This is a genomic window from Acinetobacter sp. CAU_H_29a_1 (assembly GCF_058599505.1).
On the sequence record NZ_CM178655.1, the window covers coordinates 2,092,400 to 2,109,139 of the forward strand.

The following is a 16,740-nucleotide window of genomic DNA, read 5'->3' on the forward strand; positions in this document are numbered from 1 at the left end:
CAATGGCGCTTTTTTTACAACTGAAGATTAAGCTTCAGGTGCTGGACTATGCTGCTCAACTAAAGGTTGTAATTCACCTTTTTGGAACATGTCTAGAATAATGTCACTACCACCAATCAACTCACCGTTGATCCATAACTGTGGGAATGTAGGCCAGTTTGCAATTTGTGGTAACAAAGCACGAATATCTGGATTTTCAAGAATATTCACATAAGCAAACGGACGACCAATTTGACTAAGCGCTTCTACAGCACGTGCAGAGAAACCACATTGTGGAAACTGTGGGGTGCCTTTCATATAAAGAAGTACAGCGTGTTTTGCAATTTGGTCACGAATTAACGCTTCGGTATCGCGTGCTTGTTCAGTCATTGATCAATCCTCAACTAATCTAACCCGCATTATACCCAAAACGTAGAAAAACAGTATGCCTAAAGCAATATTTCGACTTTTATTTAGATTTAGGCTTTAAAACTACAAGCATAATTGCTTAATATTGGATTTCACTTCCCCTCTAACAGATAAGAGTTAGTCATGAATAACATTACCCTTGCTCCTGTACAAACTGATCAACCCTCTCATTTGATGCCAGTATTTGGCCGTCAGCCGATCAGCTTTGTCCGAGGTCGAGGCTCTTATCTGTACACAGAAGATGGTACTGAATACTTTGATGCGCTAACGGGCATTGCAGTCTGTGGTTTAGGCCATGCACATCCTGTCATTGCAGAAGCGATTGCAGAACAAGCGGCAACGCTCATTCATACCAGTAACTTGTTTGAAGTACCTTGGCAAACGGCTGCAGCACAAAAACTTGCTGAAGTTGCTGGCATGGAAGAAGTATTCTTTTCAAACAGTGGTGCAGAATCCAATGAAGGTGCAATTAAAATTGCTCGTAAATTTGGCTACATGCAAGGCATTGCCAATCCAAAAATCATTGTTGCAGAGCACTCATTCCATGGGCGTACCATGGCAACTTTATCGGCAACAGGCAACAAAAAAGTCCAAGAAGGCTTTGGCCCATTGGTTGAAGGTTTTATTCGTGTCCCATTCGGCGACATTGAAGCCATTGAAGAAGCTGCAATCCATCATCCTGACATTGTCGCAATCTTTGTCGAACCAATTCAGGGCGAAGGTGGGGTCAACACTGCTCCGCAAGGCTTTAGCTACTTGGAAGAGATTCGTCAGATCTGTAATCAGCATAACTGGCTGATGATGTTGGACGAAGTCCAAACAGGTAATGGCCGTACAGGCGAATACTTTGCCTACCAACACACCAACATCATTCCTGATGTACTCACCACAGCCAAAGGTTTAGGTAATGGTTTCCCCATTGGTGCGGTGATGACTCAAGGTCGTGGTGTAGGCGTATTGACCGCAGGTAACCACGGTTCAACGTATAGTGGCTCAGCATTGGGTTCGCGTGTGGTGTATACCATCATCGACATTATGCAAAAAGAAAACATTGTACAAAATGCAGCTGAACAAGGCGCTTACATCGTAGAACAACTGCGTAAGCAACTTGCCGATCAAAATGTGATTGTCCGTGGCTTTGGTTTGATGATTGGTGTGGAGCTACCAAAAGCATGTGGTGACTTGGTCAACATCGCTCGTGATGAATACCACACCATCATTAACGTTACTGCGGGTTCTGTGGTGCGTTTACTGCCGACCTTGAATATTACCAAAGATCAGGCGGATCAACTGATTGAACGTCTAGTGAAAATGATTAAAGCGTACTTGGCTTAAGCCAAAAAAGTCTGGTTCTAAAATTGCTTTTTGCATATTTCGGAACCAGACTTTTTGAAATGAATCGGCCAACTAAATATTAAAGTTTTGGATCACGCATTTGCACCAAATTTGCGTTGGTTTTAGTTAAGGTTTCCATCACTTTATTCATGACTGCTGGTACCAAGGCATCTGCCATTTGCGCAGCTTGTAAGCCTAACTTCTCACCTAAAGTCGGTTTCTTACGCGTTGAGATGACATAAACATCATGATCGGTCAGCAAATTAAGCAAATAAGCATCTGAGGTTTGTAACTGATCGACCAAATTCAAATCTAAAGCATCTTGCCCATACCAATGCTCACCTGTCGCTACTTTCTCAACATTGAGTTGTGGACGATATTTTTCAACAAAGTGTTTAAACAGCACATGCGTCTGTTGTAACTCTTCTTCAAACTTCGCCTTACCTTCTGCTGTATTTTCACCAAACATCGTCACTGTACGTTTATATTGGCCTGCTGTGTACAGTTCAAAATCGATATTGTGTTCTTTTAGCAGACGATTAAAGTTAGGAACTTGCGCGACTACACCAATTGAACCAACAACCGCAAAAGGTGCAGCAATAATCTGATTGGCGATACATGCCATCATATAACCGCCACTCGCTGCAACTTTATCGACACAGATAGTGAGATTGAAACCTGCATCACGTAAACGTACCAATTGTGCAGCAGCCAAACCATATCCATGTACCATACCGCCTGGGCTTTCTAAACGCACCACAACACGATCACGCCCTGCTTTGGCTGTCGCTAAAATCAAGGTGATTTCTTCACGTAAGCTTTCTACCGCTGTTGCCGCAGTATCACCTTTAAAATCTAGAATATAAACTTTTTGATTGGCCTTTTTACGATGGCGTGACTCTTTCGCTAACTGCTGAGTCAGCTGCAATAACTCTAATTTAGAGGCTGTTGTTTGCGCAATTTTTTTACGTTGTTCATTGATGCGCGCATTTAAATGTGTAATTCGAATTTCAGCGGGAAGTTTCGGTAAATGAAATAACATAGAAATTATATTCTCTAAAATAATACGTCGGTATATGACCTAGATTAGGTCAATGGCATTTTTTTTCAATAGCCATTTTTTGTTTTATTCTGTAATGCGTTATCTTTCACATTTAATCATTTACAAGATGAGTCTATATCTCAGACAGCACATCTTCGCATCTATTGTCCAATATGACTGCAATACACAATACCCATTATCATGGCTGTTTTAGTCACCAGACTTAATATCTGCTTATAACAAAAAACAGAGCACTTAGGCTCTGTTTTTTCAAATCTTTCAAATTATGCAGATTAACCGAAACGACCTGTAATATAAGCTTCAGTTAGCTGATGATCAGGCTGAGTGAAGACTTTCTCGGTTGAGTTCACTTCAATCAAGTCACCTAAATGGAAGTAAGCGGTACGGTCCGATACACGTGCAGCCTGCTGCATTGAGTGCGTCACAATCGCAATCGTATACTGCGTTGAAAGCTCAGAAATAAGCTCTTCCACTTTCGCTGTTGCAATCGGGTCAAGCGCTGAACATGGCTCATCCATCAAAATCACTTCAGGGCTCACCGCAATGGTACGTGCAATACATAAACGCTGCTGCTGACCACCCGACAAGCCCGTGCCCGGTTGGTTTAAACGGTCTTTGACTTCATCCCAAAGGCCCGCTTTACGTAAGCTGTTTTCTACAATTTCTTCTAAGTCATACTTATCACGGGCTAAACCATGCAGTTTAGGGCCATAAGCCACGTTATCAAAAATTGACTTTGGAAATGGGTTTGGTTTTTGGAATACCATACCTACTTGAGCGCGAAGCAGTACCACATCTAGGTTTGGGTCATAAATATCTTGATTATCCAACATCACTTTACCCGTCACACGACAGCTATCAATGGTGTCGTTCATACGGTTCAAAGTACGTAAGAAGGTCGATTTACCGCAGCCCGATGGCCCAATAAATGCAATCACTTCATTTTCGTAGATATTCAGATCAATCCCTTTAATCGCTTCAGCTTCGCCATAGTAAACATGTACATCTGAAGTGCTGAGTTTGACTTGTCCTTGTGCCTGATCTTTCTTAGCAGAAGTCTGTGTATCGAACTGCGACACAAAAGAAGTACCCTGCTGACCTGAGGTCGTATTCGGGTTTGTAAATTGAGTGTGTTCTTGATTCACTGTTTGATCCTGATCTAAGGAATTTTTAACAACGGTATTCATATTTTGCCCTCACTTACCAACGGACTTCAAATTTCTTACGTAACCAAATTGCAATACTGTTGAGTCCAATCATCATTGCAAGCAGAACAATAATCGCAGCTGCTGTACGTCCTTCGAAGAAGTTACGCAGCTCATTACCTTGCCACAAGAAAATCTGTACAGGTAAAGCACTCGATTGATCAAATGGAGTTGTAGGTACACTTGCAACAAATGCACTCATACCAATTAATAACAGCGGTGCAGTCTCACCTAATGCTTGCGCTACACCAATAATTGCACCTGTTAGAATCCCTGGTAGTGCAAGTGGTAAAACGTGATGGAATACGGTTTGTACACGTGAAGCACCTAGCCCTAAAGCGGCCTGACGAATTGAAGGTGGTACAGCTTTCAACGATGCACGTGTCGTAATAATCACCGTTGGTAAAGTCATTAAGCTCAGTACCAAACCACCGACCAATGGCGCAGAAAGCGGTAAATGCATCCACCCAATAAAGATCGCAGCACCGAGCAAACCAAAGACAATTGATGGTACAGCCGCAAGGTTATTAATGTTGACTTCAATGACATCAGTGATCCAGTTTTTAGGCGCAAATTCTTCAAGATAAATTGCAGATGCCACACCAATTGGAATCGAAATAATGATCACGATCAGCATCATGAACAGCGACCCCATGAATGCCCCTGCTAAACCTGAAGTTGCAGGAGAACTACGAGAGTCTGGACTGACGAAGATGTTGGTATTGAAAGTATTTTCCATTACCCCTGAAGCTTTCATTTCATCGGCAAGTTGACGAACTTCTGGGCTCAACTGTTGCTGTTCATCAGGCAAACTACGGTCAATATTTCCTGCGAGCCACACATCAACGTTTGCATCGGCAAGCACTTTAATGTCTTCTTTCTTACCGACCAATGATGGATCTTTCATCACCATATCACGTAAGCGATATGCTTCAGAACTAGTGTACAAAGAAGCCAAATCATCGCGTTTAGAAGCAAGTGCTGGATCTTTTGCAATCATGGCATTCACGATTAAAGCATCCCAATCCACCATGCCCATTTCAGTTTGCCAAGCAATAAAACGCTCCTCAAACTGTGCTGGAGATTCGCCTGAACGCTGTACAGGTTTTGCACCTGTCGTAATAATGGCAGGGTCAAAGTACACGGGTAAACTCATGCTACTTTGCCAAAAAGCAGGTAAGCCTTTCGATAAAATACTGCCAAAAAGTAGCGCGACAAAGAATAAACCTGCAATCACTGCTGAGAAACCAAAGAAACGAAAGGTTTTTTCTTTACGGTGACGTTTTGCCAATGAATTACTGATCGTTTGCTTACGCTTTTCTCGTAATTCTGCCGCAAGTTGTGGATCAAATACTTGATCTGCTGTGCTATTAGAAGTCGTCATTAGTCGTATTGCTCACGATATTTACGCACGATGTACAGTGCAACAATGTTCAAACCAAGCGTAATCACAAAGAGTGTCAGACCCAATGCAAATGCCACCAAAGCTTGTGGGCTTGCAAAGTCAGTATCACCTGTCAATTGGTTTACGATGGTAATGGTCACAGTTGAAATAGCTTCAAGTGGATTGGCATGCAGTAAAGGACTGTTCCCTGCTGCAAGCACCACAATCATGGTCTCACCGATGGCACGTGATGCTGCAAGCAAGAACGCACCGATAATGCCCGGAAGTGCTGCTGGTATCACCACCTGACGAATGGTTTCAGACTTTGTCGCACCTAAACCTAATGAGCCATCACGTAATGCACGTGGCACCTGCGTGATAATGTCATCAGACAGCGATGAAACGAAAGGAATAATCATGATACCCATGACGAAACCAGCAGTGAGTGCACTGGTTGCGTTGATGTGTAAACCAACGGACTCACCAAGCATTTTAAAGAATGGACCAATGATCATCAGTGCAAATACACCGTAGACAATGGTTGGAATCCCTGCGAGCACTTCAATGGTTGGTTTTGCCCATGAGCGGAAACCAGAAGATGCATATTCAGCAAGATAGATCGCGATCATTAAACCCACAGGGACCGCAACCAAAAGTGCAATACCACTGACCATTAAGGTGCCCCAAAGTAGCGGAAGCAAACCATAACTGCCATCTGCACTACCTGAAGTACTAAAGCCGGGGTTCCATTCTGTACCGAAGAAAAAGTCGAGTGGACTCACGAAGTGGAAGAATCGCATCGCTTCGCTGAACATCGACATCACGATACCAATCGTAGTTAGAATCGCGACACCAGAACAGAGCGCAAGTGCAACATTAATGGTTTTTTCAACTTGGTTACGAGCGCGGAACTGAGTTGCAATGCGCTTTTTCGCAGCGACTAAACCTGCCAGTGCAGCACAAATCACCACTGCAATTTTTGCAAATGTACCAATGCTTTGAAACTTAGCCAGTTGCTCCGCTGCAGCAAGCTCGTACGCGGCTGGTGTATCTGTTACACCAAAACCTGAGGCAATCGCTTCCACACGGTTGATCAACACATCCGTACTAGCAGCATCTAAGGTTGCAGCGACTTGTGCTGGCACGTGATTTAACACCACATGATTCAAAACATTTGGTTCAACAATATTCCAAACAATCAAAATTAAAAAAGCAGGGATACCACACCACAAAGCCACTAACGCACCGTAATACCCCGGACGTGAGTGTAATTTTGCAGAATTATTTCCCTTACCTGCTAAGTTACGGCTCTGGCTTAAGCCCATTTGATAGGCTATGGCGATCAGTGCCAATAACACACCTATAAGTAGCAGATTCATGTATTCTCCACGGTTCTTTCAATTTTCATTATTTGAAAAAACTTAATCCTAGTAAAAAACGTCAAAGGTAGGACTTGCCTACCGTTGATTGTTTCTACGCTTAATTACTTAACCGCTTTGCCTGCTTTGAAGTTCGCAAGAACTGCTGCACGCTCTTTGTCTGACATTGAGATCAAACCAGCACGCTCAAGCTTAGAACCTTTACCTGATACTTTCTTGCTGATGAAGTATTCCGTGTATTCTTTTAAGCCTTTGATTGATTTCAAATGCTCACCCTTCACGTAGAAGAATAGTGGGCGAGAAACTGGGTATGAACCATTCAAAATTGTCTTTTCAGATGGTGCAACATTGTTCACTGTAGCTACGCGTAACTTGTCTCGGTTTTGGTCGTAGAAACCTAAACCAAACACACCTACTGCGCTAGGCGAGGTTTTTAAGCGCGCTAAAGTTTCAGTGTAGTCACCCGCAATCTCAATCACTTTGCCGTCTTTACGGAAAGTTGAACATGCTTTCTTTTGTGCATCTTTATCCATTGCCTTGATTGCTGCATAAGTTTCGCAGCCTGCATCAACCATTTTTTCTTGGAACACTTCACGTGTACCGTGGTTTGATGCTGGAATCACTAAAGTGATTGGTTCATTTGGAAGGCTTTTGTCAATTTGGTTCCAACGTGTATATGGGTTTGCAACCATTTTACCGTTAGATGGTAACTGCGCTGCTAAAGCTGCATAGACGTGCTGTGGACGTAATTTGTATGCTGCTTTGCTTGCATTTGAAGCGAACACAATACCGTCATAACCAATTTTGATTTCGATCACTTGGTTCACACCAGCTTTCTTACAAGCCGCTAATTCTGTATCTTTAATTTTACGAGATGCGTTTGCGATATCAATTGTGTTATCACCCACACCATTACAGAACTGTTTCAAGCCACCTGAAGAACCGCCAGAACCAACAACTGGTGCTTTAAATTGTGGGAAAGTATTGCCAAATTCTTCAGCAACAATACTTGCATATGGTAAAACTGTTGAAGAACCCGCAATTTGGATTGTGTCACGAGCTGCGTTTGCCGTGGTTGCTACAGCTGCCCCAGAAACTACTACTGCAAGTGCGATATGGTTTAAGCGCATATTTGTTATCTCACATATTAAACATTTTGGAGTACGCCACTTTTTATTCAGTCTTGTACTTTTTTGGATAACTGCATTTTGATTTCAGAATATGACAAGCAAGTTACAGCATTGTGACACTTTCATGATGTTTATTTTTATTTGTCCATGATTCGTTACACTTTGTTCAATTTCACCCAGTTTAAACACCTAAAGAATTTTTCTTATTTTTATATGACCCAAGTGCACAGTTCATTTTACACCAACTTTTTTTCAAACTTTTATAAGAAATAAAAACTTTTAAAATCAATGTATAAAATAAAAAACTTCATACGCTTTGATTTTTTTAACCTTGTACAACCCTTTTTAATCAAGAAAAATTTGCGTATGCTCATATGCAGAATCAACATAAACTTTCGCCATTTGTAAGAACTTCATAACCCATAAATGACAAATGAGTAGTGTCATATTTAGAAAATTGAGCGTCATTTACGTCTTAATTTTTACCTTTTATCCCTTATTTATGACTGAAAAAATGCCATGTTCATCTCGAATACGAGAGCAAATTTATGACTTTTTAGACTCAGTTACCTTTCTTATTTTTAGAAATATTTGTCCGAATAATGGGTATTTCTAACGACACCGCTTTATTTTTTTCTAAAAGATAGCTCAAAGAAGGAAATTTTGGGCTTCACCTACCCTTTACTGCCGCCTTAACCATTCATTTTTCGTAAGAAGCGTGACAAGCCATTACGAGTGCAGCATTTCCCATGACAGCTAGCCAAACTCGTTTATTTACCCCAATTTGCCGTGATTATGACAAGGACTTGCCTGTTGTAGAGGTCATACCTTTAACTTGAAAATTCGTGAATAAAATCAAAAGCCGGAATATTTAACTTTAGACTTAAGCATTGAAGCTCATTTTCCTGCAGATCCTATTGCAAATATCTGTCGAAAATTACTGCATAAAATGGGTCTGGCTTACTGGTTGCAGTAGTGCAAACTTATTGTGATTTTTCTAAATTTTGTAATAAATTATCCCAATATTTGACAACTTCTATAATTGAGTCGTGGAGAAATCTGAAACCTATTTTCTTCCCTAGATACTCTATTTCCTTATCAAATTTAATATATACGTAATTTGATTCTTGAAACATACCTGATGAAAAACCAGCTATAAAAATACCGTCATTACTTTCTGCTTTTATTTGATCTGTTGAATTTATGTTTTTAGGAATTTTATTATTTTCGTTACCTGCCCTTAAAACACCATGTTTTGTGGCATTACAAACATCCCTTATTAATGCAACATCTGGACAGTATTCATAAATCTCTTCTTTCAGAAGCTTTTCAGTAATGGACCACTCATGATTTCTGTTTAACCGTATCGCCAAATAGTCTCGCATATGATCCAAGACAATTGCGGCTAAACGCCCCCTTCTTAAGTCAGATTTATGTTGAAGGAACTCCTCCACGGTAGGTTTAACAATAGTTAAGTAATATTCGAAAATATATTGTTCTTCTTTCATGACATTTAGCTTGCTTTTATCTTTTGCCCACGTAGGTATACATATAGTTTTATCACACATAAAAAAGGAGCTGATATCAGCTCCTTTTTTAACACAAACAATCGATTAAGCAATTGCAGGTGTATAGGTTCCATCTGCGATTGGACCTTTGATACCATCCGCTTCTGCAAGGACAAGACCAAGCAGGTTCTTCACGTTATCTAAAGTCGCAACTGGACTTAAAGTCGTCATTTTCAAAGATTGATTTTGACCCACTTTAGTTACACCAATATTCGCTTCACCACGTGCAAACAATTCGTCTGCAACGTTTTGGTTTAAGGTATCAAGCAATTCTACTGGGTAGCCTGCTGGAACCACACGGAACAATACAGATGCAAATTGTGGATCAACCAACATCTCTAAACCAGCAGTTGCATTGATATAATCAGCAACGTCACGAGTTAAAGTAACGCCATGGTCAATCATAGAACCATACAGTTCTTCACCCAAGGCTTCAACAGTCATCCAAAGCTTCAACGCATCGAAACGACGTGTTGTTTGAAGTGACTTAGACACGAGGTTAGGCACGCCATGCTCTTCGTCATAAGCAGAGTTTAAATACTCAGCTTCATAGTGCATGAAACGATAGTTCGCTTCGTCTTTTAACAAGAACGCACCACAAGAGATGGTTTGGAAGTAATGCTTATGGAAATCCAGCGTAATTGAGTCAGAAAGCTCAATACCATCCAACATATCGCGATGATTGTTCGATAGGATTAAAGCACCGCCCCACGCCGCATCGATGTGCATCCACGCGCCATATTTGTTGGTGATTTCACGAATTTGCTTCAGTGGATCAATTGCACCTGCATCGGTCGTACCCGCAGTTGCAACCACACACGCCACAATCTTACCTTCAGCTTGAAGGTAAGCCATGGTTTTTTCAAGTGCATCCACATCCATCTGCGCGTTCTCGTTCACAGGAACGGTCACGACTGATTGGAAGCCCATGCCCATCATCGCCATGTTCTTTTGCACAGAGAAGTGTGCATTTTCAGAACAAATGACTTTGACGTTGCGCATCGCATCGCCCGGCACGCCATCACGCTGTACAGACCACGGATTACCGTTTTCGTCTTTCCAGTTTTTCTCAATACATGCATCACGTGCAAGCAGTACACCCATCAAGTTTGACTGTGTACCACCAGAAGTGAACACACCAGCTTGACCTGCACCATAACCCACTTTTTGACGAAGCCAGTCAATCAACTGAACTTCCATCAATGAACCTGCAGGACTTTGGTCCCAAGAATCCATCGATTGATTCGTTGCATTAATCAGCACTTCAGCAATTTGACTAGTCACCATAGTTGGGCAGTGCAAATGCGCGAGCGAGTGCGGGTGATGGACTTTTAAGCTTTTGTTTAAGAAAAGCTCAACCATACGTTCAAGTGACTTTTGTACACCCAAACCTTCTTTAGAAGGATTAAATGCAATCGCGCTGCGTAGCTCTTTAATGCTACCACCTGTGTACATTTTGTCATTTTGCAACCATGCTGCAACTGCTTTAGTCGCTTGGTCCATTGCTGACGAATAGTCAGCAATGGATGCAGCATCATTGCAGAGTAACGCCTTACGGTGTTCTGCAAAATCAACCATGATTACGCGCCTCGAGTTGCAACAAGTGCTTCAGCAATTGCTTTCTTAAAGCGAACAATTACTTCTTCACATTCAGCTTGAGTGATAATAAGTGGGCAAAGTAAACGAATCACTGTACCGTTACGACCGCCTTTTTCTAACAATAACTTGTTGTTAAAGCATGCCGCTTGAATCGCTGCTGCCAGTTGACCATCTGCAGGTAAAGACCCCATATGATCCGCTGGTTTACGCTCATCAACAATTTCAACACCAATCATCAAACCACGACCACGCACGTTACCGATACATGGGAACTCTTGAGCAAGCTTTTTAAATTCAGCTTGTAAGAAATCACCACGTTCTTGTGCATTTTGCGCAAGGTTTTGTTCTTTGATGGTCTTGATCGTTGCAAGACCAGTACCCATTGCCAATTGGTTACCACGGAAAGTACCCGTGTGACCTGCTGGCTGCCAAGCATCAAACTTACGTTTAATACCCAACACAGCAAGCGGTAAACTACCACCAACGGCTTTAGACATCACCACTACATCAGGTTCAATACCCGCATGTTCAAATGCGAACATTTTGCCTGAACGTGCAAAGCCTGCTTGAACTTCGTCAAGAATCAACACAATGTTGTGCTTTTCAGTCACTTCGCGGATTTTTTTCAACCATTTGGTTGGCGCTGTTACCACACCGCCTTCACCTTGAATTGCTTCAAGAATAACAGCAGCTGGCTTGGTTACACCACTTTCAACATCTTCAATGAAGTTTTCAAAGAAATAAGTCAAAGCATCCACACCCGCTTCACCACCTAAACCAAGTGGGCAACGGTATTCATGCGGATACGGCATAAATTGAACGCCTGGCATTAAACCATTTACAGCATTTTTCGCAGACAGGTTACCTGTCATTGCAAGAGCGCCGTGCGTCATACCATGGTAACCACCAGAGAAACTAATCACTGTGCTACGACCGGTATACGTTTTCGCTAATTTAATTGCTGCTTCCGTGCCATCTGCACCCGATGGACCACAGAACTGTAGACAATACTCTTCCTTACCGCCTGGTAATTGTTCAAGCAATGCTTCAGTAAATGCATCTTTTAAAGGTGTCGTTAAATCCAAAGTATGTAAAGGAAGACCACTTGCAAGTGTATCTTGAATACTTTGAATTACCGCAGGATGATTATGGCCCAAAGCCAATGTTCCTGCCCCAGCTAAACAATCGAGGTACTCTGTACCTTCAACATCAGTAACCCAGCAGCCTAATGCTTTGGCTATCGCTAACGGTAATTTCCGTGGATAGCTACGAACATTGGATTCCATCTGACTTTGGCGAGTCAAATAGTATTCGTTAGTAGTATTAGTGGCAGGGTTTACAGAAGAAACGCTCATATCGAATTACCATCTCTGATATGGGTTGAAAGAAATAAGTCGGGTGACTTTTGGTCCTTTGACTCGGCGCTTTATAAATCTAGTCAGATAGCGTTTGGATACTTCATAACTAGGAGGCGGATGATACAGAAATTTTCAATAAAATAAACAGCTTTTGGATATTATCTGCCAGAAATTTACTAAAAAAATATATCATGCCAAACCATAGCTTAAATTATCCTCTTATAGTGTGACAACGTAAAGAATAGACGATGAATTTATTTATTTTTCAACTTCACCACAAAATTTCAAAATACTCACCCTGGTCAAAAAATAAGTTTTTGAAATAAATCACTTTATCTAGGTTTTTCTGAAAAATATTTTGTACCTTTTTTTACAATCGAACCACAATATTTTCGCAAATTCACCACAAATTGGCTTTAAGCTTTTTTACAAACGTTGCAAAACTCCTCCTAAATAAAAAAGGAATAAAAATGCGTCAATTCTTCATCCCAGCAATCGCTCTTAGTGCTTTATTTAGCTCAGCAGTTTTTGCTCAGTCTGAGAACCAATTGAACTACAATATTGTCAATGTTCAGGCCGAGGCAACACGCCAAGTATCCAACGATTTAATGAATGCAACGCTTTACATTGAACGCAGCAATAAGCAACCTGCTGAACTGGCTACTCAAATTACACAGTTGATGAATCAAGCCACTGCTTTAGCACGCAAATACCCAAGTGTAAAAGTCGAAACAGGCTCTCAAAGCACTTACCCAATTTACAACGATGACAACCAAAAGTTAAAAGAATGGCGTGGTCGTGCTGAAATTAATTTAGAAAGTACCGATTTTAAAGCGGCGAGCCAGTTAATTGGTGAGCTACAGCAAAACTTCCAAACCCAGTCAATCGGTTTTAGTGTATCTGACACACAACGTAAGAAAGTGGAAAATGAGCTGATTGTGGAAGCATCGAAAAACTTTCAACAGCGTGCGCAATCGTTAGCACAAGCATGGAGTAAGTCAGGTTATAACTTGGTGAACTTAAACATTAATACCAGCAACTACTACCCTCGCCCAGTCATGATGCGTGCAGAAAGTGCAAAATTTGCAGCAGCTGATGCGCCAATGCAAGATGTAGCTGGCGGTGAATCTAAAATCACTGTGAATGCAAATGGTACTGTTCAACTTAAATAACAGATTTCATTCAAATTCATCTAAAAAGCCATGTTAAACATGGCTTTTTTATTGTGTGCTCCATTAAGAAGACTTTAATTCGCCTATTAATTTTAGCGTTTTAATTGCAATAAGTGATAATGGTTATTATTTGATTTCATCAAAGTTCAGCATATGATAGCCGCGCTATTTATTATGGATTGCGCACAAAAGAATGATTTCATCACGTCTTCATCTGCAGGATCGCAGATTATTCAAAGCCAAACCTCAGTATTGCGATTGGGCTTTCTATGAGCTGCTTGACCTATGCACAAGCAGAAGAACTCACTGAAGCAACGAGCAACAATGTGCTTCCGACCATCAAACTTGAAGCACAAGGCAACTGGTTAGAAGATGCCAATGCAGAGAAAGTGCAAAAGCATGCAGGCGCTCGTACGATTATTACTCGCAATCGCTTAGATGAAGTTGCTGCGACTTCAATTAAAGATGCCCTGAAGCAAGTGCCTGGTGTTCAAGTTCAAGAAAATAATGGTACTGGTGGCAGTGATGTTTCACTCAATATTGGTGTCCGTGGTTTAGCCTCTCGTTTATCGCCTCGTTCTACTGTACTGCTTGATGGTGTTCCGCTATCATTTGCACCTTATGGACAACCTCAGCTTTCTCTAGCACCGGTATCCTTAGGCAATATTGAATCTGTGGATGTGGTTCGTGGTGCAGGTTCTGTACGTTTTGGACCGCAGAACGTTGGCGGTATCATTAATTTTGCAACTCGCGCGATTCCTCAAGAGTTTGCAGGTAATGTCAGCCTAACGACCGAATATGCTTCGGGTACAGATCAAGTTAAATACAGCCCGAACCTATTTGTAGGCGGAACCTTAGATAATGGTTTAGGCCTTGCTCTGCTTTATTCGGGCACAAAAGGTGATGGCTACCGTGAAGCCAATAATAAAACTGACATTGACGATGTCATGTTAAAAACGGCCTATCAAATTACAGATGCGGATGCGATTGCCTTAAACCTACGTCACTATGAAGGTTATGGTGAAATGCCTGAAGGCTTAACTGCCGAGCAATATGCACAAAACCCTTATCAGTCAAATAAATCACGTAATTATTTCTCTGGTCGCCGCTCAGATGTGTCATTCCGCTATACACATCAAGATGAAAAAAATAACTTTGAGTTGCTGACCTATTATATTGACTCATTTCGCATGAGCGACTTAGAGACAGATGTTAGTGCAACCACTTCGCGTTTGGACATCTCTCCACGCGACTACAAAGTTTTTGCCATTGAACCGCGATGGTCTCATGCATACCAATTAGGCAACTCAAATAGCGAATTTACTATCGGCTATCGTTATTTAGATGAAGATAGCTCTGAGTTCTCAGGTCGCTCATCGACATATGCATTGAATGCACCTGTGACCGAAATTAAAGCACGCTCCGCGAGTGAGGGTGGCACTAAAGCACATGCAATTTATGCAGATAACCGCTTCGATTTAGGGAACTGGGTCATCATACCAGGACTACGTTTTGAATCAATTGAAACGCATAACAATTTTACTGCCTATAACCAAGGCGTAGCAGTTAATACCGTTTCACCCAAAATTGATTCAGATGAGTTTTTACCAAGCCTATCGGTTATGTATAAAGCGACAGACAATTGGAACATTTTTGCCAATGCAGGCGTTTCATTCGGCCCACAGCAATACAACCAATTGGCACGTTTAGAAGGTGGTGTTGCACAAAGTACAACTGATGGCTTGCATCCTGAAAAGTCCAATAACTATGAAATTGGGACGAAATATTTAGGCAATGGTCTAAATGCTGAGTTGACCGTATTCTATTTGGACTTTGAAAAAGAGCTGTACTTGGAAACCAATACCCTTCAACAAAATAAATATTGGACAGATCTCGGGGCGACTAGCCACAAAGGTGTTGAATTAGGTATCGCTTATGATTTAGGTTACTTGGCAGATGTATTGCAAGGCTTAAAAGTATATAGCAACTATACCTTTACTAAAGCTGTGGCTGAATCAGGTAATTTTAAAGACAAAGACCTCCCATTCTATTCCCGTCATAACCGCCAATATCGGTTTAGGTTATAAGATAGATCAATGGAGCGTTAATGCCGATATGTTTGCTCAATCTAAGCAACATTCACCAGGAAACCAAGAATCAGGGATTTATCAAACTGTAGAATCGGCAGATGGTATATTTGGTGATATTCCAGGTTATGCAACGTTTGCCGTGCGTACAGCCTATGACTTTGGTGAGCAATTCCATGGTTTAAAAGTTGCGGGTGGCGTTAAAAACGTGTTTGATAAACAATATTTCACACGTTCTACTGACTCAACAGGCGGAAAATATGTAGGGCAACCACGTACCTTCTACCTTCAAACGTCATTTGATTTCTAAAACTGAAAGCCAATTCGTTCAACTACATTGAACTGTTAAAAAAGACTACATTTTTGTGGTCTTTTTTATTTTAACAATATGACAAAATTATGACTCTCTTTCGTACTTGATAAACATAATCCACTTTCATGACTCTTTCAGAACTTAATTTATCGCTTTTTTCATGGATTAATGCTTCTCCTGAAGCCACTAATACCAGCATTCATTTTGCCATATTCATCGCCAATGACCTGCTCTATTGCATGATTTTACTGTTTGCTTGGTTTTGGCTACGTGGTAACTATGACACTAAAAAGCAGATATTGAAGGCGTTTATTTTTACCAGTATCGCCATTTTGATCAGCCAATGTATTTCTCATGTATATTATCACCCAAGGCCTTTCGTCATGGAGGTCGGACGCACTCTCATTTACCATGCACCCAATGGCTCTTTCCCGAGTGACCATATGCTGATTTTTAGCAGTATCGCCTTTTCTTATCTATTCTTTGCGCAGCGTAAACTGGGAATTTTTCTCTTGATTATGGCTTGGCTGGTTGCATGGTCACGTGTCTATCTTGGTGTGCATTTTCCTTTAGATATGCTCGGAGCTTTTCTATTGGCTTTTGCCTTAAACTTCTTTGGATTAAAGCTTTGGAATCTCTATAAAGATAAAATCATGCAATGGGCACTCATCATTCACTTTTACTTATTTAAGCCCCTCATTCAAAAAGGCTATATCAAATAACTTTTGCTTTAAAACAA

12 protein-coding genes and 2 pseudogenes are annotated in these 16,740 nt (G+C 41.2%); 5 read left to right on the top strand and 9 right to left on the bottom strand.

All coding sequences use genetic code 11. The annotated features are described in order from the left end of the window. Positions 1 to 27: 27 nt before the first annotated feature. Positions 28 to 369, bottom strand: coding sequence for a Grx4 family monothiol glutaredoxin (gene grxD / locus AC4MDD_RS10455; protein WP_004693588.1), 342 nt, complete (start codon positions 367 to 369; stop codon positions 28 to 30). A gap of 162 nt (positions 370 to 531) precedes the next feature. Here grxD and AC4MDD_RS10460 point away from each other — a divergent pair, with 162 nt between their 5' ends. Beyond that, a complete protein-coding gene (locus AC4MDD_RS10460) occupies positions 532 to 1,743 on the top strand; it encodes an aspartate aminotransferase family protein (protein ID WP_125273105.1) in 1,212 nt (403 codons plus the stop codon). A gap of 79 nt (positions 1,744 to 1,822) precedes the next feature. On the opposite strand, the gene sohB is transcribed toward AC4MDD_RS10460, so the two are convergent. The 5 genes from sohB to AC4MDD_RS10485 form a co-directional block, all read right to left on the bottom strand. Next, positions 1,823 to 2,785 carry a protease SohB gene (gene sohB / locus AC4MDD_RS10465; protein ID WP_004980349.1) on the bottom strand — a complete coding sequence of 321 codons (963 nt, stop codon included), beginning with the start codon at positions 2,783 to 2,785 and terminating at the stop codon, positions 1,823 to 1,825. Positions 2,786 to 3,078: 293 nt separating this feature from the next. Then, a complete protein-coding gene (gene pstB, locus AC4MDD_RS10470) occupies positions 3,079 to 3,993 on the bottom strand; it encodes a phosphate ABC transporter ATP-binding protein PstB (RefSeq protein ID WP_004693593.1) in 915 nt (304 codons plus the stop codon). A gap of 13 nt (positions 3,994 to 4,006) precedes the next feature. Then, on the bottom strand, positions 4,007 to 5,395 hold the full coding sequence (gene pstA, locus AC4MDD_RS10475; protein ID WP_005399666.1) for a phosphate ABC transporter permease PstA: 1,389 nt from the start codon (positions 5,393 to 5,395) through the stop codon (positions 4,007 to 4,009). After that, the gene (gene pstC, locus AC4MDD_RS10480; RefSeq protein WP_005399667.1) at positions 5,395 to 6,774 is read right to left on the bottom strand and encodes a phosphate ABC transporter permease subunit PstC; all 1,380 of its coding nucleotides are present in this window, start codon (positions 6,772 to 6,774) and stop codon (positions 5,395 to 5,397) included. Before pstC ends, pstA begins: the two co-directional genes overlap by 1 nt. Positions 6,775 to 6,878: 104 nt before the next feature. Beyond that, a complete protein-coding gene (locus AC4MDD_RS10485; protein ID WP_004693599.1) occupies positions 6,879 to 7,904 on the bottom strand; it encodes a substrate-binding domain-containing protein in 1,026 nt (341 codons plus the stop codon). Between the two features lie 659 nt (positions 7,905 to 8,563). Between AC4MDD_RS10485 and AC4MDD_RS10490 the strand changes: the two are divergent. Next, a pseudogene (locus AC4MDD_RS10490) lies at positions 8,564 to 8,880 on the top strand (aromatic ring-hydroxylating dioxygenase subunit alpha); the annotation flags it as partial. A 7-nt stretch (positions 8,881 to 8,887) separates the two neighbouring features. Here the strand turns inward: AC4MDD_RS10490 and AC4MDD_RS10495 are convergent. The 3 genes from AC4MDD_RS10495 to AC4MDD_RS10505 all read right to left on the bottom strand — a co-directional run bounded on the left by AC4MDD_RS10495 (position 8,888) and on the right by AC4MDD_RS10505 (position 12,426). Then, complete coding sequence (locus tag AC4MDD_RS10495; protein WP_491881584.1) at positions 8,888 to 9,412, bottom strand: hypothetical protein; 525 nt, start codon at positions 9,410 to 9,412, stop codon at positions 8,888 to 8,890. A 105-nt stretch (positions 9,413 to 9,517) separates the two neighbouring features. Then, a complete protein-coding gene (locus AC4MDD_RS10500; protein ID WP_491881585.1) occupies positions 9,518 to 11,050 on the bottom strand; it encodes a pyridoxal phosphate-dependent decarboxylase family protein in 1,533 nt (510 codons plus the stop codon). 2 nt (positions 11,051 to 11,052) lie between these two features. Beyond that, positions 11,053 to 12,426 carry a diaminobutyrate--2-oxoglutarate transaminase gene (locus tag AC4MDD_RS10505; protein ID WP_078426577.1) on the bottom strand — a complete coding sequence of 458 codons (1,374 nt, stop codon included), beginning with the start codon at positions 12,424 to 12,426 and terminating at the stop codon, positions 11,053 to 11,055. Between the two features lie 473 nt (positions 12,427 to 12,899). Between AC4MDD_RS10505 and AC4MDD_RS10510 the strand changes: the two genes are divergently transcribed. From AC4MDD_RS10510 to AC4MDD_RS10520, 3 genes and pseudogenes are all read left to right on the top strand, one after another. After that, on the top strand, positions 12,900 to 13,601 hold the full coding sequence (locus AC4MDD_RS10510) for an SIMPL domain-containing protein (RefSeq protein WP_281963610.1): 702 nt from the start codon (positions 12,900 to 12,902) through the stop codon (positions 13,599 to 13,601). Positions 13,602 to 13,813: 212 nt separating this feature from the next. Beyond that, a pseudogene (locus AC4MDD_RS10515) lies at positions 13,814 to 15,998 on the top strand (TonB-dependent receptor family protein). A gap of 128 nt (positions 15,999 to 16,126) precedes the next feature. Further along, complete coding sequence (locus tag AC4MDD_RS10520) at positions 16,127 to 16,723, top strand: phosphatase PAP2 family protein (protein WP_491881586.1); 597 nt, start codon at positions 16,127 to 16,129, stop codon at positions 16,721 to 16,723. Positions 16,724 to 16,740 lie beyond the last annotated feature (17 nt).

Excerpts from the sequence above, each read along its gene's own strand:
- grxD (WP_004693588.1), bottom strand. The coding sequence starts at position 369 with ATGACTGAACAAGCACGCGATACCGAAGCGTTAATTCGTGACCAAATT.
- AC4MDD_RS10460 (WP_125273105.1), top strand. The coding sequence starts at position 532 with ATGAATAACATTACCCTTGCTCCTGTACAAACTGATCAACCCTCTCAT.
- sohB (WP_004980349.1), bottom strand. The coding sequence starts at position 2,785 with ATGTTATTTCATTTACCGAAACTTCCCGCTGAAATTCGAATTACACAT.
- pstB (WP_004693593.1), bottom strand. The coding sequence starts at position 3,993 with ATGAATACCGTTGTTAAAAATTCCTTAGATCAGGATCAAACAGTGAAT.
- pstA (WP_005399666.1), bottom strand. The coding sequence starts at position 5,395 with ATGACGACTTCTAATAGCACAGCAGATCAAGTATTTGATCCACAACTT.
- pstC (WP_005399667.1), bottom strand. The coding sequence starts at position 6,774 with ATGAATCTGCTACTTATAGGTGTGTTATTGGCACTGATCGCCATAGCC.
- AC4MDD_RS10485 (WP_004693599.1), bottom strand. The coding sequence starts at position 7,904 with ATGCGCTTAAACCATATCGCACTTGCAGTAGTAGTTTCTGGGGCAGCT.
- AC4MDD_RS10495 (WP_491881584.1), bottom strand. The coding sequence starts at position 9,412 with ATGAAAGAAGAACAATATATTTTCGAATATTACTTAACTATTGTTAAA.
- AC4MDD_RS10500 (WP_491881585.1), bottom strand. The coding sequence starts at position 11,050 with ATGGTTGATTTTGCAGAACACCGTAAGGCGTTACTCTGCAATGATGCT.
- AC4MDD_RS10505 (WP_078426577.1), bottom strand. The coding sequence starts at position 12,426 with ATGAGCGTTTCTTCTGTAAACCCTGCCACTAATACTACTAACGAATAC.
- AC4MDD_RS10510 (WP_281963610.1), top strand. The coding sequence starts at position 12,900 with ATGCGTCAATTCTTCATCCCAGCAATCGCTCTTAGTGCTTTATTTAGC.
- AC4MDD_RS10520 (WP_491881586.1), top strand. The coding sequence starts at position 16,127 with ATGACTCTTTCAGAACTTAATTTATCGCTTTTTTCATGGATTAATGCT.